The sequence below is a fragment of the Acinetobacter sp. 231_lipA genome (genome assembly GCF_058243005.1).
Window position 1 is genome coordinate 29,092 of the sequence record NZ_JBZAYU010000001.1, and the last position, 19,297, is coordinate 48,388.

The following is a 19,297-nucleotide window of genomic DNA, read 5'->3' on the forward strand; positions in this document are numbered from 1 at the left end:
CAAATCATATATAATTGTATTTTATATAAATTGTGGTTTTAAAATGGAAAATTGGAAGCCTATTTCTGGTTTTGAAAACCTATATGAAATATCAAATCAAGGTCGCGTCAAGTCCTTAGCGAGACCAACTAACAACCCTATTCGCCCTTTCATTTTCGAGTCCATACTTAAGCCCAGAGTGGGGAAAACTGGCTATCTTTATTTAACCTTGTATAAGAATGGCAAACAAACCACCCATAAAATACATCGCCTTGTAGCCTCAGCCTTTTGCGACAATCAGCTTTCCAAGCCGCACGTAAATCACAAGAATGGAAATAAACTAGATAACAACGCAGCTAATTTGGAGTGGGTAACCCCAAGTGAAAACTCACTTCATGCAATTAAGATCGGCCTCTTTTTACCACCCTCTGGCGAATTAAGCAGTGTCTCTACTATAACCAATAAGCAGGCAGATGAGATTCGCCACATGATTCTTCAGGATGTGTCTTTAAAAGATATTTCATGCAAACTCAAAATTCCTAAATATATTATCAATAACGTCCGATCAGGAAGTGCTTGGGCTTCAGCATCAACCCCTGAACTGGTAAAAAAATGCGCTGAATATAAAAAACCCAAGCAGTTGTATCACAGTATTAAGCACCCTGAGTTGCTTATACTAGATATTATTAGCTGGTTGATGGCTGGAAATTCCGTATCCTCGGTAGCTAAATCCACAAATTTAAGTCGCACCTACATCAGCTTGATTAATAATGGGAAAATTAGATCCGAGGTAGTACCTCCGTGCGGCACAACTCCACCCTATCTAAAAAACAACTTTGTCCTATCGGCTAGAAAAAGACCCAAACAACCTTGTTAGGTTTTTCTTAATTGGCAGACCCATACACTGGAAGTTGGATCTGCGCCAATATTTATGACTTTGAAATCACCTTTACTGGTAACCCAAACATCATCAATCTGTGGCACCGCAGCTACTTCATTTTGCAGAACAATTGCCTTTGCATCTTCGGCTTGATAATCCGCAGGCTTCACCAAGTCTTTTAAATATGAGCCAAACAGGACGCCACGCCCTGAATATGATTCATTACCAATAACGGGATAAGTCTGCGTTTCAAAATCAAACTCGCCTGAATAAATCGGCTTTTCACAGGTGAAGGTATCGACAGCATCAGCAAGCTTTTTATCAAAGGCTTTGGCAACCTTGGATTGGATCTTATTTTTGATCATGCTCGATACACCTCAAAACCAAAGCCTTTCGGCTTTAAATCCAATGAAGCAATGTAAGCCCGCGCAATTTGCTCAAACTCGGACACTTCCACACTACCCTCGGCAAAGCTTTCAGTGACTTGGACTGTATCAGCCTTAACGCTTTCACTTGTAGTCTGACGTGCAATACCTGCATAAATCACCCCAGCGATAATGCCCTTGATAATTTCGCATGCAGCATCGATCAGGAGTGAGTCAATCGGATCTGGAACATATCCAACTTCGTTTCGCATCCATGTATTTGCTAATTTAATGAGACGAGCTTTATCACCAGATGGTGCAAAGTCATCACCTAGAATCTGCTCAGCCTGTTCTTGAGTAATAAAGCTCATGGTGTTATTCCTTTGGGGTTAATAGTGCCAATAGTTCATCCTTTTTGGCATCAGATGAGAATTCAATTCCTTTCAATTTCAGAACATCTTTTAGCTCATCCACTTTAAGTTTTGAATAATCCACTGATTGAAGTTCAGCGATACGGGCTTGCATTGCACCAACATCGTTTTTGAAAGAAATCAGTTCACCTTGTGCTGTGGCCAACTGCTCTTTTGTGTTGGTTAAATCAAGCGCGACCGCATCAAATTGTTCTACAGGTATCAAACCACTTAAATCAGCAGGTTCACCCTGAATCAGCCCAGCCTTTAATGTTTCCACCTGTTGTTTTAATTCATCATTTTCAGCAACAACCTTGGCGCATTCAGCTTTAGCCTGATCGATTGTCGCTTGCAGCTCAGGCGTAATACCTACATTCAAACTCACTACCACAGAATCAGTTGAAAGCTTTTCACCTTCATATAATTCATGTTGGCTATGTTTGAAATCGGATTCATTAATGACTCGAAAATCATCGCCATCTTTAATTTTTACAGTTTTTACTTGTGACATGTAACTCTCCAAAAGAAAGAGCGCGTATAGCGCTCAATCTAAGTTTTATTAACCCAACAGCAAGGCAATATGATCTTGCTTAATTGCCTTTACGCCCCAAGCTAGACGGACATGGTAAACAACCTGCATGAACTGGCGATACACGGCGATTTCAAACGCTAGGCCAGTTAATGGATCAACCACTTGAATTACATCATCAGCAGAGTCACCACCTTCTGGTAGTGCTGGTGCACGAGTTGCTAATGCAATTGCTGAACGAGCAAATGCCACATTGGCTGTGTAAGCATTGCCTCGGGTAATGGCTGTGTTATCAGCAGCTGGGATTAATAAACCTGATTTATTCAGGGCAAGACTTGTACCTGCCAATCCACCTGACACATATTTGTTGCCATCGCCCGCAAAAGTAACAATATCACCAGCTAGAATTGTTCCTGCACCACCATCAACAGCAATGGTTGTAGATTTTGCGCCTACTGCACCGTTGACAAGATAGTCAGCACCAGTGCCATTCACATGCAAACCTGATGCATGTGAGTGACGAATCGCCATATTCATCACACGATCAGTCATACCGTTACGAAGCATGTCTGCTGAACCAGCTTCATTTACCTTAAATAAACCAGACTGCTTACCACGTAAATTACCAATTGCAGCATGACCAAGGACCAACTGAAGATCAGTACGAGGTGCACCATTTTCTTCAAGAATTCGCAATACGCCTGAAAAGTCAGATAAATCTGCCGCTGTACCAAATGGTGTGGTACCACCTGTACCAAATGCACGTGAGGCATTTTTATAAGCTTCTACATGTACATCTGATTCAATTTCATTCACCAATGTACGCATAGCCTGATAGAAGCGATCAGCCTGAATTGTGCTGAACGTGCCAGCATTAGAGAGGCCTTTAGTTTCTTCACCATTCCAGCGCACAGGAACGTGACGGGATTTAGTGATTTGTGCATCTACATGGTCTACGTTGGTATCACCAGTATTTGGAGCGTTTGCGCTAGGGATTGTGTCCTGTGCTGTAACTTCAGTGGTCACTGGCACGCGAACATTTTGCCCTACTGCTGCACGCTCAATACCCGAGTCACGCGAGACCGCAGGAATGTAACCTGTTAACTCACGTGAGGCTTGGTCTAGTGCTTCGTAGATATCAGGAATTAAACCTGTAAGAGTGTTAGCCATTCGCTATTTTTTCCTTTTAAAAATTAATCAGTAACTTTGCCGCCTTCACGCATAAATGAAGACTGCTCGATAGGTTTTAGATTTGTAAATTGATCACGCGACATCGTCTTAGCCCCGCCCTGACCCCCATTACCTTGAAAACCGCCGCCTGAACCTTGGCCACCTTTTAGGATTGAATCTTTATGAGGGTATCCACCAACTAAAGACTCCAAAGCCTCATCAAAGTCAGCGACTTCACCAGGGCGCGCGCGTGAATAGATTCTTTGACCATCCGTACCGTAGGCCACAACCTTGCCTTCTTCGATTTTGAAGCTTTTCCCAAACTGGGCTTGGATCATGTCTGCGGGTACAGCAATGTTGTCCTGAATGTACTTAGAGCGAGCGAATCCACCACCAATCAACTCACTATGTAATTGCTGTTGGACAGCATCACGCTCAGTGGTTAATTGCTGAATTTGAGGTTCATAGGTCTTTTTAAGTGCATCGGTAATTTCAGTCTTAACCTTGTCTACCTCACCTGCATCCACAAGTTTTTTAGCGTCCAAGTTCTGAACAATTCCAAGTGCTTCTTTTACCTTGACGGGATCGAGCCCCTCAAAGGCTTTAACTTGTGCTTCAAACTGTTCTTTGGCTTCACGATGGGTTTTCGCTTCACCATTCAGCCGAGTGATTGTTGCCACTGTCTGCGGTGCATCAAAAGCCACTTCTTTACCATCATTATGGATATACAGCGGACGACCTTCACTCACTTCCGCATACTGCTTACCATCAATTTCAATCATTTTAAGCTTCATTCTTTTACCTCTGGCATCCGCCATTTTCTTGGAGCGACTTCCATCGCAAAACACCCTCTTAACATCCGTCAATTAGGCAATAAAAAACCGTCCACAAAGGACGGTCAGATTCTTAATTTATATCACTCAAGCCAAGCCCAAGTTCTTCCCTTAAAAATATCTCGAATTGTTGTCACATGTACACCAAACTTTTCCGCAAGGGATTCTTTGGTTGCGTCACTATAAGCGCGCCTAATTTCTCTTACGGCATCGACTGTCAGTTTGGCGTTCCAATTCTTTTCACCTCTAGTATCGGTTCCATGCTCAAGTTTATCCAAGCAATTACCCTTAGGTGTATCCCATCTCAAGTGCTTTGGATTCACACAACCTAAATGCCCCTTTCCACAGGAGTGAGCAGCCTCTAATCCTTGGTATATTGGCTTTCCATGGGAAAATATACACATCATCCTGCTAGCATTTTGAGACCTACCTTTGTATCGAACTTGCCCATAACCATCAGGAAATAATGAGAATGGCCAAATCAAACACTCATCAGAATTACAGTACTTATTTTCCTCAAGCCATCTTAACGGTACGCCAATCTTGGACATGCCGACACACTCATAACATCCGCCATATTTCTTGTGGTTATCAGGTGTCTGCCAAAACTCGCCATGCAGCGGACAGATAATTTTTATTTTAGTTTTCGCATTTACATATACGACTTGAGAGTAGTCATACTTGTCACCATGAACTCTTCTAAAATCAGCTATCATTTCATCCTGAAACTTTATGTTCCCTGAGCACCGCGAACACCCACGTCCTTGCAAATGTCTGTAAATTGTTTGCTCGAAAACACCATGCTTTTTGCAAATTATATTTACTTTGTATTTTGAATCTATAAATGTTGTGAGTGAATAATCATATCTACCACCATGGATAATCTTAGCCTTCTCAACAAAGGATTTAATCCTTGATTGCATAGCCTCTGTTATAACTTTAGAATTACAGTCAGTCATAGTCGTTCCTTTTTAACGATAAATGATTAGAAACCCCTTAAGATTGCCGTCTTCTGGGGTTTTGTTTTTGTATCTAAATTATACAACAAACAAACACAACCAATTAATTTAAAAGGTTTTTTAATGTAAAAAATCGCTGTCCGCATCCGCTTTCAGCAGGCATAAAAAAAGACCCGTTTGGGTCTAGGTTTGGATTTGGTTTATTTATTCAACTTTTTCATAAGTTGCTTCAAAGATGTCAGGCTTGCATGGGTAGACTTCACCTTGAACACCTTTAATAATGTAGTCACCCGGCATGGCCTTCATCACGCCTTCCAGTGTGTTAATAAGAATTACCCCACCCGGCTCACGACCAACGTCTGCACTATCAACCCATGCTGGGAACTCATTTTCATCACTATTTTGCCATGCTTCAATCACAATAGGTTTTTTGCGGTATTTCATAATCCCAACTCCTTAAACGTCTTCTTATCCAGCGCCTTCAACTCATCAAGCGTGTATTTTCGCCCAATTGGATCAACAAATTTATCAATTGGAAAGTCTGATTTTTTATATAGCTCAAAGCGTGTGCTCCCCAACCAATTGCGCTGAAAATCATCATCCTGATCCTTAAACCAATCTGAAAATTTAGTGTTCGCCTCGACCTGACCAATGATGCCATCACGCTCATCTTTGGGGATATTCTTGATTTTCCGCTCGTCCGCCACAAATGGACGCACCCCACCCAGATTTCCATCAGCATCAACACCAATCAGCGTCGATCTGCAATTTGGATGAAGTGGAGGTCTTCTAATTTTGGGATCATCAATCTTCCACATGGTTTGATCTAGGTTTGCACACGTAAAACTACTACGCCCATCAAGCACACTGACGAATTTAATATGTGTAAATCCAAGAGCTTCGTAGGTCTGTAGATACGATGTATTCGATACATGACTACGCGCAGTCCTGACTTGCCGCTCAATGACATAGCGTTCTGACTGGAGCAATCCATCTTTATAGTCAAGCGACTTTCGGCCCTTGATTCGATTGATAATCTGCTGATTGGTCTGGCCTTGTGAAAATCCATCACGAATGACGTACTCCACCTTCTTGCGTAAATTGGCTGCGATATCAGAAAAAAGATAATCAACTAACTGGCCACCAGAGAAAGGCACCTTTTTAGCTTTCTGATACAGCTTTTCACCATCAGTTTTAAGTGTCTCGCCCATTAGAGCAACGGTATAACCAGCCTCATAAACCGCCAAGGCAATAGCAGACTGTTCAAATATTGCAGGCAGCTCTGTATTTAATGAGGAAAACCACTCGCTTAAAGTGGCTTTAATTTCTTCAATATTCCGACTGGCTTTAGCTCTACTCGAAAAATTAACACTCTGTAATGCTTTACGCTCAGAATCCGTCAAATTTTCAAGTAATTCACTTAATCTAAGTAATTGAACATTGGAAAGCTTATTAAATTGAGCTGTCAGCTCGTTTACGCTTTGAGATGATGCACGATACAGATACGCTTGATGTTGGCTCAGCGCATCAATAAGGGCTTTCTGCGCTGATTTATCCATCTTTATTCCTCATCATTTGGTGGATTATTCATTCCACCATCATCCCGCTTTTCAATTTTCTTTACGATGTCCTCCCATTTATCTTCAGGGAATGTACCAGTCTGCTCATAGTGGTACCACACATACATCGGCAGCTCACCAGCTAAACAAGCTTCGTAAATGAGTTTAGAGCGTGTGGCATCGTATTTAGGTTTATTAAAATCCTGAGCAATTGTGAAACTTAGCTCAGCCACCTTTAAATCATGCTCAGGGATAACAAACTTTGCACACCAACGTAATGCTATGGTGAATGCTTCAGACACGTTGGCCACGACCAACGACAAAACAGAATGTTGCACCGAACTATCATTGTCTGCCTGTGTAGCAGTCTTATTGGCGGAACCAACCTCGATCAAGCGTGCACCCAACTCTTTCATCTGGTTCCATTTGTCATTCATACGCTCATAGGCCAAACCATTCTTTTCAGCTTGGACCATCTTTGCATCTGTTGGGATTCCTGAGCGACTGCCGACCGAGGCACCTGACTCTTTCACCATGGCATACTGCTCTTGGGTAATGCTCGGAAAGCATAGTGTTGGTTGCCCAACAATGAATGCAGACTCTTCCACATCTGCGGTACTGGCATAGTATGAAAGCTCCATTGAAGCCAATTCATACAATGGAGCAGTTCCAATCTCATCTGAATTGTCCACGGCGCCACAAAACGTGAAAGGGATGTAGTCCCATGGCTTGCCGTGATAGTCAGTTGGAGTGAACTTCTCACCTTCTACCCACTGCCCTTTATCATCCTTTGAGTGGATCTGCACAGTGTAAATATGCCCATTAGCCGTTTCTTCCAACAGCAAAATACGATACTGATCGTTTGACTCAACAGCAAAGCCGTTGCGAACCTTTACTGTTTCCAACAATTTTACAAAGCTAAGCTTTTTTTGATTACCAACAATGATGTAATCCCAATCCTTGATTGCACCTGCTTTTATAATATGAATCATAGGAAAAGCGCCTTTTAACTTTTCCTCTTCCTTATTTTTGCTGGGTGCTACTGCTGGGTAGTCAACGTAAACCCCACAGCGATAGTTTTTATTTACCAGTCGTGTCGCACGCTGTGCACATTGCCAAATTGAACGTCCAGCACCATCGGCATTGCGTTCTAAATATTCAAGCGTACGTGGACGATTGAATACAGGTGTTTTCCCAAATGCCAATCCGATATGACTGGCAAGCGTTCGACTTGTTACACCTGGAAAGATTGCACGGAGCAGATATTCCCCATATCGCCCCTTACCATCTAAATCTTTAGGGGATTTAAATAGTGTAGGTAGCGGCAAATAAACTTCACGTTTTTCTTTAATTACTTCCTGACCACCACAGGCATCATCCAACTTATTCCAAGTCGCAATGTGCTTATCGTAGTCAGCATGTGTTGCTGTAATGCTCATATTAGAATCCAAACATTGGTAGGTCGATGTGAGTGACTTGAGGGGCCTCATTTAACTCGTTAAACCCATCACTACAGCCATCCACTTGGTCGTCATGTTTGCCATTGGGAAAGTTGCGTAACTCATCAACGAGCGCTTTGTTCCAATCACCGCGAAGCATTTTCACATTGCCGATATTGACTTGAGCTGCGAACGGCTGTGCTCGTGTAATCTTGTCACCCGATACCGTCTCAGCCTTCACATTGAAGCCAGATAAATTTGTAATAAAATTCTTTGCCTGAGCCTTGCCTGCCTGCCCCGGGTCTTGTGGCAAACGGATCATGACCTTTTTCCCATCCATTTGGGCTGTCTGCTTGATTGTGTTTTCCACACCATCAGGGCCCCAGCGTCCACGCACCATATCCACGATGTAAATGATGTTTTCTTTGGTCTTGAGCATTCGTGGACCAGCCGTCCAGTCACCTTCGTTTTCAGAAGCAGCCAAATCCCAAGCGCGGACTTCTTTGATAAATTCCGCAGGCATCGCATCAACAATTTCAATTCGATCAGGTTTAAAAAAACCGCCTGCTGGCGGTGATGGTAATTGTCGATACTGACCTGAGAACACATAAGGCGCCGCATCCTCCATCACCTTTAGACGTTCAATTGAATGCTTAGCAGGCCATAGCGCTGTGCCATCATCTTGAATCGCTGGCAGACATAAGTGTTCCCATTCTTCACCATTACCGCCAGCAAGCAACCAACCTGCAAGATCTTCTTCATGTAAGCGCTGCATGATGACAATAATTGGTGTATCAGGTGAATTTGTCCGCGACTCAAGCGTGTTTTGAAACCACTCAATAACGTTACCGCGAATTGTGTCAGAGCTTGCTTCACTGGCTTTGTGTGGGTCATCAATGATGATAGCCCCACCAAATTCCTTTCGGATCTTACCAGCACCAAAACCCGTGATCGTACCGCCTGTACCCTGTGCGTAGCAGACACCGCCCGCTTGAGTGCGCCAATCATCTTTAGCCTTACTGTCATCGCGTAGCTGAAATTCAGGAAATACGCGTTTGTATGCTGTTTCCTGTACCAAATTTCGCGTCTGAAATGCGTTATTAGCTGCCAATGTCGCAGAGTAGCTGATATGAATAAACTCACAATCAGGCACCTTGCCAAAGCACCAAGCCATGAAATTAATCACAGCCAATTCAGTCTTGGAATAACGTGGTGGAATATTGATGATTAAACGCTTAGTTTCACCACGGAATACTTTCATTAAAGCATCGCAAACCACACGATGGTGCCAGTTATGCATCCACTTGTACTTGCGGCGCTCTTTGAACATGTACCGCGAAAAGAAGTACAGGTCTTGCTGCGCTTCAATTTGGATCGCAAGCTCGCGCGCTGGGTCAATAATCATTTAACGCCTGCTCCCTTGCTTTCAGGTAGCTATCCGTAGGTACATTCTGATTAATGGTCTCTATTGGCTTGCCATCTTTACCGGTAATTTCCTGTCGGTTGGTAAATTGACCACCCAGATCCTGCGCTGCCTGCTTCATGATGTTTAGTGACATTACCGTGTTTCTAGCATTTTTCTCAAGATGCTTTTGATATTGACGCATTCGATAAAACTTCTGAGCAATTGGAATATCGATCAAGCCTGCATCAAATTTTTCACGGGTTTCATTAAAAAGATCGATAAATTTTTTGGAAAGATTTTTTCCTGCTGCCTTTGTTGGATCATACAAAGCAACTTGTGAGCGTTCGATTTTAATCCCATATTCTTGCTTAACAATATCCGCAACTTCTTGGGGGGTGTCACGGCATGCAAGAGCTTGAACTATAAATATTTTTACAGGCTCTTTTAGGGCTGCCATAACCACCTCTTTGTATAGCTACGTATAGCAAGATAGACAAAAAAATTAAGCCAACTTCAATAAACACGTACCACATGCATGTGCAATATTGGCTTTCCGAATCGTTGGGCCTTCATTAGCAAGGTCTACCATTTTTTGGACATCTGGTGATGCACCGTAACGCTGGACCACACCGTGGAATTCTTCGACGTCGTGGCCCTTCATCTTCAATTTAGGTTTGCCGGTTGATGGGCTGATATACATCTCACCATCCATGATTTCAAAACCAATGTGATAAAGCTCATGTTCGATCAATGCACAAAAGTCGGCATCACTACATGACTCAGCATATCCAGCATCTAAAGTGATTATGTATTTAGGGATATAACCGAACCACTGAACCATCTGCAACTCTTGGCGCTTACGCTTCCAGCCACCTGCCATAATTGCAACTTGCTCAGCCTGACCTAAGACAACATGCCCACCCTTTTCAAATGGTCGACTGGCCCACATAAAGCCAATCAAGTCACGATTGTAGTAAGACAGGTGAATATGATCTGGGTTGCAGAGTTCGCTCTCTTCATCAATGAATGTATTCCAGACCCAATCCTTTAAATCTTCATCGGGCCGGAAGTCATAAGGCATATCGCTATGCATGCTCCAATCGAAATCAAACACACCTATATCTTTTGGTGGCATTGGCCGCTTCATCGGCTCATCTCCATCACATATTTAAGATCATCTGGACAAGTCAGCTTCACACCATCTTTCAAGCACCACATTTCAATATCATTTAAGAATTCTGCCATCTGCTTTGTCGTGGCTTCTGTGATACTCATTCGATTTGATACAAACTGTCTTAACGGCTCATATTCGGATGCACCTGAATTTTTCAAATCACGCATGACCCTGAATGTCTCTGGATATTCGCCAACATTGTCACGGTTATAAATAATCGAAAGGTATTTGTATTTAAAGAATGCAGACGCTTCTTCTTTATCTAGTCCACGCTGTTTGCCGTACTCAGTCATCCAAAGCCAATACAATCTTCTTTGCGCGCTAGATAATGTTTCTTGCTTCTGATCAATGCGAACAACTAAAGGCTTTCCATCATTCATAGCATCCGCATGATGTTTGTGCATATACGCAATAGCACGACCTACTTCTTCAAACGATTTAATGACAAGTGTTATAGGTTCGAGCTTAGAAACATTCTTCATCATGCTTACCCATCATTAACTCGGTCTTAACCAACCACTGATCAAACATGGCTTCACTTTCTGCCCGATTACCAAGCTCAAAACGATCGAATGCAGCATGGCAGGTTGCACATAGGGGAATAACAAATAGGTCAGAACTTTTGATTCCGCGCCCTTTACCATCACGGCTTGAATTTGAATGAGCCGCTTGACTATGTGGATTACCACACCTCACGCAAGGTAGTGTGCGTATTGCTGCGAGTCTTTTTGGGTTGCGCTTCATAGAGATTGATTCTGATGTTTCTTGCTCGCTCTCGATGGCGTTTAAGCTTTTCATCAATATTCACCATCTCTTTAGCAGTCATCATGCTGCGTGACAGGCTGAGTAAAATATCAATCTGGTCGCAATGCTCTTTTAATTCCCTTTGTGCAGATACTATGTCCATAGGCTTCACCAAATTATTGCAAGTGCCATTAGCACCCAAAATACCAGACCAGCGATAATCAACTTGGCTCTAAGCTTCTTTTTAGCCACTTCATGTACCGCTCTGCCAAACACATCATCCTGCACCAAACATGCCTCGGCAGACTGACGATTAAATACGACTGGCTGAACTGGTTTGTACCGAGCTTGAGCCTTAGTGTGTTGAGTTGCTTTCAATCGCTTTGCTTTCTTTTGTTTTTGATTCATTTTGATCTTCTATTGAGATGCATTTATAGGTTTTCTCACCAACGAAAAACCCACCAAGTCGCTCACATTCATTTGCCACGTAGATATGCGTATACCAACTGCAAATAACCCAAGCCACGATAAAACCAAGTAAGAATTGCCACACAGTCACCACCAATAAGAAAAGAAAAACCCCGCCAAGTTTGTTATCTCAGCAGGGTCTTATGTGCCGTAATACGTTCGGCAAATGCCACCGAAGTGGCGAGGGTCTTAAACTTCTTTCATACAATCACGACACACTTTGATTTCTTCATCATCAACCGTGTAGTCGATCTCAGCCGCACCATGTAGGCCGAATAAACATAATAAGAATTGGAGCATGTTGATTACCTCAGCAGGGTAAATGTCTTTTTATGGGCATTTCGAGCGATTGCTCGATATGGTTATCTCATCGACATAACAATCAACTCATGTTTATATTTTATGATTTTTTAAACACATCGAATTCGAAGGGAATTAAAAACCAAACTGTCAATATTATTTTGAGCATTTAAAATAGTATTTTGCTAGCTTGAAATAGTATTTTGATTTTGGCACGCCATACAGGGCTCGAACCTGCGACCAGCGGTGTAGAAGACCGATGCTCTATCCAATTGAGCTAATGGCGCTTAAAAAAGGATGTGGTTATCTGCCACACCCTTGCCTATAGTTCGATATTAATCAGCTCGGCAACTAATCTACCGCTACTCACAATCACACACACCTAACATGCACGGTCTGCTTTACTTGCTTTCAATCCTCTTTAGGTCGGGACGCTACTCCCTAGTTCAAGCCCGCAAAGGGAAGTTTACTCGATGGCATGTTCCACTGGTCAGCACTCCAGTAGGCTAGGTTGCCTTTTCATGGGCATTAAAAAAGCCCACCTTTCGATGAGCTTCTTCTAGGCTTAACTGACACACTTTGCATTTTGCCTTATGCGCTAATACCGCTTTGTGTCTAGGGGCTAAGGGTTGCCATTTCATTGTTCCCTTTCGCATCACGTAATCTCGCTCATGGCGTTTTGGCTTTCGTGAATATCCTTTATCAGTAGTGCGACTTACTTACACTTCGCACCACTATACCATGAATTTAGCATTACCCTTGTACAAGGTCAATCCCTAATCATTATTTATACTCAATAAACTTATAACGGCAGTGCAATGCAGCCAAGCCACACTTCACATCAGCACGAGCATCGTTTTCTGAGTACACTTTAATCATTTTTGGCTCACCATTCTCATTCCGAACCACCACACCATCTTTATCTCTAATTGGTCTCCACACAATGAATTGCGACCATGAATTGCCATAAAAATAACGGCAGATAATCGCATCCATCCACTCATCCATGATTTCACTCTGGCCCTGCATATCCAGAATTAAACGCTGTACTGCTCGCGCTTCATTGTCATCAATCAGACAAGTGATGTTGCTTCGTGTGAGCTTTGGTTTTTCGCTATCAAGAAAGTGAGCCGCAATAATTTCCTTCTTTTGCTGCTCGGTCAGCTTTGCAATCTTCTGCTTAATAACCGCCTGATCCATAGCAACAGCAATCGGATTGACGCTATTACCGCACACACCAGACACGCTATTCATCCAAGCCCCAAATTGATAAAGCCACTCCTCCAGTGAGTATTTCGACCAATCAACCGCCTGCATAATATTTTGAACCTTCACCATCGCATTCATCCCCATTCCCCTTAAATTTTTAACTTTTCAACTTGAATAATCAACTTCCCGCCTTTTTCTGATGGCAACCGCTTCACAAGCAATTCATCCACCTGGGAATCATCCAGAATCAGCCCACCTTTTGACAAAGCGTCAAAGCATGGCTTTACGATGTTGTCGATGTCACGTATTTTCGCGTCAGGTGGCGCGTATTCGATCTTTACTCGAACTCTGCCCTGATACCCTGCTGGCTCGATAAAACGCTTCATAACGTCAATAAAGTGGATTGCACGCTTACTTAGTCGATTGGTCTTGTTCGCCCCACGTATCCAGTAGTGATTCACCGAAGGAGGTGTGATTAAAACCTCACACCAAAGCAATTCATCATTCATCACACCAAATCCTTTCCCTTCGACCAAATGAGCCGGAACCTTTGGCATTGGATCTGGATTAGATTTCTTTTTTCCCGACTTGGCTGTTACGCCAAATCGAGGGCCAATACCGGCTTTTCGTGCCTGTGCTGCGGTGATACGGAGATTAGTCATTGGCACCTCGCAGAGCTTGTTCTAAATCAGCAATTACATACTCAGTGGTAACTCGATGCCCCTTGTCGTATAAATCCATTTCCTGAAAATCCTTTAAAGACTCCTTGAGCTCACAAAGCACTTGCGAAACAGCCTCAACCTGCTTCTTCTTCTCGATATAACAAGTCTCCATATTGTTGAGCTGGGCTTTTAGATTTTCGATGATGGCTTGTTGTTCATCACGCACCGCAGCGACAGCACCAGTAAACGCAATCCATCCAGCATTAAATTCATTTGATTTAGTTGTGCACCGAAAGCCGTTTTTCTTGGCATTAAGATCAATAAACCCGTGTTCTTCTGCGATTTTGCAGTACACCTCGTACTGACGTTCAACATCGGTAATAAAATCACTCATGCTCAATCACCTTCGTATTTGGAGAGATGTGATTAGCAATATCACTACACGTATCAATGCGGTCGTGGTCGGCTAGAGCGGTGCGTAATTCACCATGAGTAAAGCCATCCGAACTTCTTTGCCACATTCCATTGATTACAGCGATTTTCCAACTCTCAGGCACACCATGCTTTTGAAGCATCCCATCAAGTGCTTTTGCGTTTTCCAACCCCAATTTTTCGATTAAGTTCATGCCGCTACCCTCAAACCTTGACCCATAAACATTAACTTACGTGCTTTAAATTCCATTTCATGCCTAAAGCTTGAGAATGTTGAGAAACAGGTTAAACAACAGTGATTTGTTTCGATTTCAAAATCCCCTTCGATGCTTTCCAAATACTTCTCAAGTTCAGAATTAAAGCCAAGCCATTTCTTTTTAAATCCACCATCCTCAACGTAAATGTCTGAATCCACATCCCCCAAAAATTGCCATAGATGCATGGTTGTCGCAGTGGCAAGCTGGAAATCAACATCTACCTCTTCACCAGTTTCTTTATTGACAGCATGAATACGGCTCACGATATGAAAGCTTTGCTCAGGCGGGATGGTCTGAGTTTTTAGAGCCAAAGCTAAATCACCCTTATGCGCATTCATCCAAACTTCCAGTGGTGTATGCGTTGACTCTTGCGGATCAACACCACCAAGCAAGTGATGCATCTCAATAATGCGTTTCGCTTCATTTACTTCCCAAGTCATCTGGAATTTATGCACCTTCTGCTGAATGATTTGCTTTGGGTTATATTTCTTATTGCGCTTTTTCATACTGCCTTCCCATTTCTAATACGTTCTGCTCTGCGTAGCGACGAAGCTTTGTTGCATGAGAAACAACTTCTTGTGCTTGTATACCGAAGCGTTGAACCACAAGTGATACACGCTGTTCCGTTAAAGTGCTTTAAGTCCTTTTCTTTCGCCTCTTTCCAAGCAATCACGCTTGGGTTGTTGTTCAGTGCTCTAGCTTGAGCAACAGAATTCGCCATCACTTCACGCATAGTCTTTTGAGATTTTGGTTTTGAGCCATTCCACCCTTTGCTGCATTCACCCGAAAAGCCTTGAGGTAATTGCTCAACAGCTCCACCGTTTTTTAAGAAAGCTTCAAGGTCACTATCAAGTTGCTCACGTAGACTGCGTTTAGCTTCGATCTGAGCATGAGTTATGTTTTTGCCAGCTTGTACTGACTCGATTCTTTGTTGAAGTATTTCGTTCATGCTGCACCACCAAATAAATCACCTTGCTTTTCTGCTTGTGGGTTAATCCATAGAATTTCCTCCCTCAGCACAGATCCTGACTGCCCAGCAGCTGCAACAGATTTAATTACCTTTTTCCAGTTCAATGCTTCGTAAATTGGGTGGTCATATCCACATAAAATGATCTTTCCTTTGCATGAATTAAGCACATTAATTAATTGCTCATGGTCAGCATTTGTCATCTCATGGCGATATGCTCTATCCCCAATTGTTCTGGTTTCGTGAACATAAGGAGGGTCAATAAAAAATAATGTGTCTTCCCTGTCGTGATCTTGAATAACCTTGATCGCATCACGGTTTTCAATCAGCACTTTTTTTAATCGTGCAGCAGCTTGAATAATTATTTCTGGTTGGCGCTGCCAAATGGTCACGATGTCTGACCCACTTCTAGCGGTATCTAGGCGAAAGCCTGTTTTAGCTCTGGTGGCCCCAGCTGAACCAAAACCCATTTGAGCGCGAACCACTAAACGTCTAGCACGCTCAATTCGATCACTTGTTTCATCTCGCGCATTCAGAAACTCAACTCTTGAATATGGGGTAAGTTCGATTTGTTGAGCCAATTCCTCTGCCAGCTGCTGGTCTCTTAAAATTTCAAAGAAGTTCACTATGTCTGAGTCAAGGTCGTTATAAACCTCCATTCGACTTGGTGTTTTGCTTAGCAGCACCGAAGCACCACCGCCAAATGGCTCAACATAGGTTTCATGTTTAGGAAAGTGGCTAATAATCCAATCTGCTAAACGAAATTTGCCACCGTGGTAACGGATTAATGGATGATTCATTTTCACACCCCACCCCCTACTTTTTCATCCATAAAACGAACTGCTTGCGGCAATTTCTTCTGCTCAGCCTGTAAAGCCGCTTTGTACTCATCGAAGTCATCAAACGGATCAATGTGCTGCATCTCCATGGACTCCCAAGGCTGCGTTTCTTTCACTTCCTCAGTCATCTTGTTCACATTGCGCTTGATGTGTGGTGCAAGCTTCGCAAGTGCTTCTTGAGCAATAGTCTTGTATTTCAAGGAATCGCTTTGGATTTCAGCTTTAGTCTGCTTGTGTTCAAGTTGAAGTGCTGCTTCAGACGCAGGTAAAAACCCATCAACCTCTGCTTGTTTAATCGCTGCAATCGCTTGGTCTTTGTCTGTACCGAGCGAAGTGACATAGATCGGCTTCAACCCCTGATCCTTGGCTTGAGTTACAAGTCGGTCATAGGCATCACAAAATATTTTCTTTGCTTCAGCACGCTGATACTTGTCGCCAGTCTTGATTAATTCTTCACAACGGCTGAATGCTTGGGACATCTGCTCAGTCCAGATCACTGTTAATTCTTGACCATCAAAGCCAATAGACTTTTCAGCAATCGCCCATGCTTCATGTGAACCCAACCAGTCGTCGGTCTTTGGTTCGCACCAAGAACGGAATTCGGGAATTGTTGGGCAAAACGTAGATTTCTGCATACGCAAGTAACCGCGCTTAAAATCCTCTTGGGTTAAACCCTGCAAACACTCAACCATCGCATCCGCAATATCTACCGCTGGAATATCACCCCATTGCTCAGCATATTTTTTACCGTAGAACGCCTTCATCTTGTTCATTAGGCGAGCCGCGTGTTCAGTTGTAAAAATGCTCATTGCTCGCCCTCCCAAGTAACTGCAGCAAACACAGGATTCACATCAATGATTTCCTGCTGTTCAGATCCGATGCCATACTTTGCGAAAAACGCATCATGGTCATTCATGGTCTTACTGTTTTTTGCTGCAGCAGATTGATATGTGGTTGCGTAGGTTTGAACAGCCTGTTTTGGTTCAAATAAGCCAATCCAATTACTTGTAATTGAGTTTTTTAGAGACTGATTAGCTTTCTCATATCCCCACTTAGCTAAATCACCAATCGCAAGTTCAACTGCTTTTTGGGTGGGCATCTTTTTCACTGCATGACGCATTTCGATGTAAGCAATCCAAAGGCTTCGATCAATACCTTCAGGGAGTTCAAAATTTAAAGCTTGTTCAAGAGAGAATTTAGATTTCGTTTTCTTCCCAACATCTTTTTTCTCTTGTGTAGTCTCATGAGTAGTCTGTTGGTATTCTCTTGTTAAGATTGGCTCATTTTGAGCTAATGGAGATTGGCTCATTTTGAGCTGATGGATTGGCTCATTTTGATCCAATGCATTGGTGCAATTTGAGCTACTCGATTGGCTCATTTTGAGCTGATCAATAGAATCAATGGCTTGAGCGATATTTGATTCAATAATTGCCAAAACATCATAATTAATAGCGTAATAATTAACCTGATTTGAACGCAGCTTATCAAAGCGCTCTACACTCAATAATCCACGATCCTTAAGGGATTTGATGGTTCTTTTTAGTGTTGGGAGTGACAGATATTTGAGTTGAAGCAACCAATCTGAATAGGTGTTGTAAACCCATTTTTTCCCATTGCGGTGATGACGTGATGCGCCCATCCAATAATGGAGCTGTTGTAGAAAGATTGCTTCGTTTAGACCTATTGCCATTGCTAAAGATGGCTGTACTTGCAAAGGTGACTCATTAATTAGAAGCTTCGACATATCTAGCTCCTTTTCTTGAATTGCACGATTTGCACATGGTTTGGAGGTTTTCAAGAGTTGATTCCCCGCCTATTACTTCTGGCTTGATATGATCAAGCGAAAGGTTTTTTTGAACACCACATGTCACACACTTAAACCCATCTCGCTCATACACCGTCATCCTCAAAGAGTGGCTAATCTTCTTTTTTTTGTATGTATTGACATCTTCTCGACTAGCCATGCTGCGCTGATAGCTAGATTGATGTTGTTGCTGAACAAATTGTTCACTCACATACTCCAGATACCATGCTGCATGGGTCGCCATACATTTAAAACAGATGGTCTGACCGTATTGGGATTGAAAGTAAAAAGCATTGTTGTCGGTTACTTCACACAAATAACATTGCTTCTCATCTTGTGACTTTGGTGGTTCATGTGCTAAATTTGATTTCATATTCATTGGTTCCGATAATTAATGAATCTAAAAGCCTGACCTCGACCGTCAGGCTTTTTCTCGTTGTAGAGCTGATAAATACTTTGCACACTCGCCTTTCATGGCCTTACGCAAAGACTGAATTTTGTGTTCGATTTCTTCCAGGATGCGATCTGTCTCATCCATTTCAGCAGGTGTCACCACACCATCTTCCAGAGCAGATAAAACCTGCTTGTTTGCTGCACCATTGCCTACATTCATACCAAGAAGCGATTCAAGAACACCTAGCTCATGATCCCTGCCTTGAGCTTGATCTACTGGAACCAATACAAAACCTAATTTGTGCGCCCACACTTTCAATGGAGCTGGGTTTTGCGTATAAGTCAGCATTGCTTCAAATGCTTTCAGGCTCGGCAGATGGTTTTCCATGTTTGGATTGGCATAGTTCAAAATCGTGTTATGAGACACGCCAACAAGATCAGCTATCTCTTTTGGAGTAATGCCGTTCGACTGGTGCACCATCTTGTGCAATGCGGTTTTGGTCTCTTTCGATATATCCAT

The 19,297-nt window shown here is 42.7% G+C and carries 28 protein-coding genes and 1 tRNA gene; 1 reads left to right on the top strand and 28 read right to left on the bottom strand.

All coding sequences use genetic code 11. The features are described from left to right. The first annotated feature begins 43 nt into the window (after positions 1–43). Complete coding sequence (locus AC4CUX_RS00155; protein ID WP_479732319.1) at positions 44–856, top strand: NUMOD4 domain-containing protein; 813 nt, start codon at positions 44–46, stop codon at positions 854–856. Here AC4CUX_RS00155 and AC4CUX_RS00160 read toward each other — a convergent pair. From AC4CUX_RS00160 to AC4CUX_RS00295, 28 genes are all read right to left on the bottom strand, one after another. Then, complete coding sequence (locus AC4CUX_RS00160; protein ID WP_490792073.1) at positions 853–1,224, bottom strand: glutamate 5-kinase; 372 nt, start codon at positions 1,222–1,224, stop codon at positions 853–855. The genes AC4CUX_RS00155 and AC4CUX_RS00160 overlap by 4 nt on opposite strands. Continuing rightward, on the bottom strand, positions 1,221–1,595 hold the full coding sequence (locus tag AC4CUX_RS00165; protein WP_490792074.1) for a hypothetical protein: 375 nt from the start codon (positions 1,593–1,595) through the stop codon (positions 1,221–1,223). Before AC4CUX_RS00165 ends, AC4CUX_RS00160 begins: the two co-directional genes overlap by 4 nt. A gap of 4 nt (positions 1,596–1,599) precedes the next feature. Continuing rightward, positions 1,600–2,145 (bottom strand): HeH/LEM domain-containing protein, encoded by a 546-nt coding sequence (locus tag AC4CUX_RS00170; protein ID WP_490792075.1) that lies wholly within the window; start codon positions 2,143–2,145, stop codon positions 1,600–1,602. 48 nt (positions 2,146–2,193) lie between these two features. Further along, positions 2,194–3,333, bottom strand: coding sequence for a major capsid protein (locus AC4CUX_RS00175; RefSeq protein WP_490792076.1), 1,140 nt, complete (start codon positions 3,331–3,333; stop codon positions 2,194–2,196). Positions 3,334–3,356: 23 nt separating this feature from the next. Further along, positions 3,357–4,127 (bottom strand): DUF6651 domain-containing protein, encoded by a 771-nt coding sequence (locus tag AC4CUX_RS00180; RefSeq protein ID WP_490792077.1) that lies wholly within the window; start codon positions 4,125–4,127, stop codon positions 3,357–3,359. Positions 4,128–4,249: 122 nt separating this feature from the next. Next, on the bottom strand, positions 4,250–5,125 hold the full coding sequence (locus AC4CUX_RS00185) for a DUF723 domain-containing protein (protein ID WP_490792078.1): 876 nt from the start codon (positions 5,123–5,125) through the stop codon (positions 4,250–4,252). A 204-nt stretch (positions 5,126–5,329) separates the two neighbouring features. Next, positions 5,330–5,569, bottom strand: coding sequence for a hypothetical protein (locus AC4CUX_RS00190; RefSeq protein ID WP_151765223.1), 240 nt, complete (start codon positions 5,567–5,569; stop codon positions 5,330–5,332). Beyond that, a complete protein-coding gene (locus AC4CUX_RS00195) occupies positions 5,566–6,684 on the bottom strand; it encodes a minor capsid protein (protein ID WP_490792079.1) in 1,119 nt (372 codons plus the stop codon). The genes AC4CUX_RS00190 and AC4CUX_RS00195 overlap by 4 nt, the downstream gene beginning before the upstream one ends. A gap of 2 nt (positions 6,685–6,686) precedes the next feature. Continuing rightward, positions 6,687–8,123, bottom strand: a complete 1,437-nt coding sequence (locus AC4CUX_RS00200; RefSeq protein WP_490792080.1) for a DUF4055 domain-containing protein — start codon at positions 8,121–8,123, stop codon at positions 6,687–6,689. Position 8,124: 1 nt separating this feature from the next. Next, positions 8,125–9,528, bottom strand: a complete 1,404-nt coding sequence (gene terL, locus AC4CUX_RS00205; RefSeq protein WP_490792081.1) for a phage terminase large subunit — start codon at positions 9,526–9,528, stop codon at positions 8,125–8,127. Next, positions 9,518–9,985 (bottom strand): DUF2280 domain-containing protein, encoded by a 468-nt coding sequence (locus AC4CUX_RS00210; RefSeq protein ID WP_161417386.1) that lies wholly within the window; start codon positions 9,983–9,985, stop codon positions 9,518–9,520. The genes terL and AC4CUX_RS00210 overlap by 11 nt, the downstream gene beginning before the upstream one ends. A 45-nt stretch (positions 9,986–10,030) precedes the next feature. Next, complete coding sequence (locus AC4CUX_RS00215) at positions 10,031–10,675, bottom strand: putative metallopeptidase (RefSeq protein ID WP_490792082.1); 645 nt, start codon at positions 10,673–10,675, stop codon at positions 10,031–10,033. Further along, positions 10,672–11,187 (bottom strand): NinB/YbcN family protein, encoded by a 516-nt coding sequence (locus tag AC4CUX_RS00220; RefSeq protein ID WP_490792083.1) that lies wholly within the window; start codon positions 11,185–11,187, stop codon positions 10,672–10,674. Before AC4CUX_RS00220 ends, AC4CUX_RS00215 begins: the two co-directional genes overlap by 4 nt. Then, entirely contained in the window at positions 11,168–11,446 is a 279-nt protein-coding gene (locus AC4CUX_RS00225) for a DUF968 domain-containing protein (protein ID WP_490792084.1), read from the bottom strand. Before AC4CUX_RS00225 ends, AC4CUX_RS00220 begins: the two co-directional genes overlap by 20 nt. Further along, complete coding sequence (locus AC4CUX_RS00230; protein WP_490792085.1) at positions 11,385–11,609, bottom strand: hypothetical protein; 225 nt, start codon at positions 11,607–11,609, stop codon at positions 11,385–11,387. The genes AC4CUX_RS00225 and AC4CUX_RS00230 overlap by 62 nt, the downstream gene beginning before the upstream one ends. A gap of 5 nt (positions 11,610–11,614) precedes the next feature. Next, complete coding sequence (locus AC4CUX_RS00235; RefSeq protein ID WP_490792086.1) at positions 11,615–11,854, bottom strand: hypothetical protein; 240 nt, start codon at positions 11,852–11,854, stop codon at positions 11,615–11,617. Positions 11,855–12,424: 570 nt separating this feature from the next. Then, positions 12,425–12,501, bottom strand: a tRNA-Arg gene (locus AC4CUX_RS00240). Positions 12,502–12,997: 496 nt separating this feature from the next. Then, positions 12,998–13,561, bottom strand: coding sequence for a hypothetical protein (locus tag AC4CUX_RS00245; RefSeq protein ID WP_490792087.1), 564 nt, complete (start codon positions 13,559–13,561; stop codon positions 12,998–13,000). An 11-nt stretch (positions 13,562–13,572) separates the two neighbouring features. Next, positions 13,573–14,085, bottom strand: a complete 513-nt coding sequence (locus AC4CUX_RS00250; protein ID WP_490792088.1) for a RusA family crossover junction endodeoxyribonuclease — start codon at positions 14,083–14,085, stop codon at positions 13,573–13,575. Further along, positions 14,078–14,479, bottom strand: coding sequence for a hypothetical protein (locus AC4CUX_RS00255; RefSeq protein WP_490792089.1), 402 nt, complete (start codon positions 14,477–14,479; stop codon positions 14,078–14,080). The genes AC4CUX_RS00250 and AC4CUX_RS00255 overlap by 8 nt, the downstream gene beginning before the upstream one ends. Next, a complete protein-coding gene (locus AC4CUX_RS00260) occupies positions 14,472–14,711 on the bottom strand; it encodes a hypothetical protein (RefSeq protein ID WP_490792090.1) in 240 nt (79 codons plus the stop codon). Before AC4CUX_RS00260 ends, AC4CUX_RS00255 begins: the two co-directional genes overlap by 8 nt. Further along, positions 14,708–15,280 (bottom strand): hypothetical protein, encoded by a 573-nt coding sequence (locus AC4CUX_RS00265; RefSeq protein ID WP_490792091.1) that lies wholly within the window; start codon positions 15,278–15,280, stop codon positions 14,708–14,710. Before AC4CUX_RS00265 ends, AC4CUX_RS00260 begins: the two co-directional genes overlap by 4 nt. Then, on the bottom strand, positions 15,277–15,723 hold the full coding sequence (locus AC4CUX_RS00270; RefSeq protein WP_490792092.1) for a hypothetical protein: 447 nt from the start codon (positions 15,721–15,723) through the stop codon (positions 15,277–15,279). Before AC4CUX_RS00270 ends, AC4CUX_RS00265 begins: the two co-directional genes overlap by 4 nt. After that, positions 15,720–16,541 carry a DNA adenine methylase gene (locus AC4CUX_RS00275; protein ID WP_490792093.1) on the bottom strand — a complete coding sequence of 274 codons (822 nt, stop codon included), beginning with the start codon at positions 16,539–16,541 and terminating at the stop codon, positions 15,720–15,722. The genes AC4CUX_RS00270 and AC4CUX_RS00275 overlap by 4 nt, the downstream gene beginning before the upstream one ends. A 2-nt stretch (positions 16,542–16,543) precedes the next feature. Continuing rightward, positions 16,544–17,389, bottom strand: a complete 846-nt coding sequence (locus tag AC4CUX_RS00280; RefSeq protein ID WP_490792094.1) for a hypothetical protein — start codon at positions 17,387–17,389, stop codon at positions 16,544–16,546. Further along, positions 17,386–18,324: a phage replication initiator YdaU family protein gene (locus AC4CUX_RS00285; RefSeq protein WP_490792095.1), complete on the bottom strand. Its 939-nt coding sequence runs from the start codon at positions 18,322–18,324 to the stop codon at positions 17,386–17,388. Before AC4CUX_RS00285 ends, AC4CUX_RS00280 begins: the two co-directional genes overlap by 4 nt. Further along, positions 18,305–18,763 carry an HNH endonuclease gene (locus AC4CUX_RS00290; RefSeq protein WP_490792096.1) on the bottom strand — a complete coding sequence of 153 codons (459 nt, stop codon included), beginning with the start codon at positions 18,761–18,763 and terminating at the stop codon, positions 18,305–18,307. The genes AC4CUX_RS00285 and AC4CUX_RS00290 overlap by 20 nt, the downstream gene beginning before the upstream one ends. Before the next feature lie 42 nt (positions 18,764–18,805). Further along, positions 18,806–19,297 carry a phage regulatory CII family protein gene (locus AC4CUX_RS00295; RefSeq protein WP_279681329.1) on the bottom strand — a complete coding sequence of 164 codons (492 nt, stop codon included), beginning with the start codon at positions 19,295–19,297 and terminating at the stop codon, positions 18,806–18,808.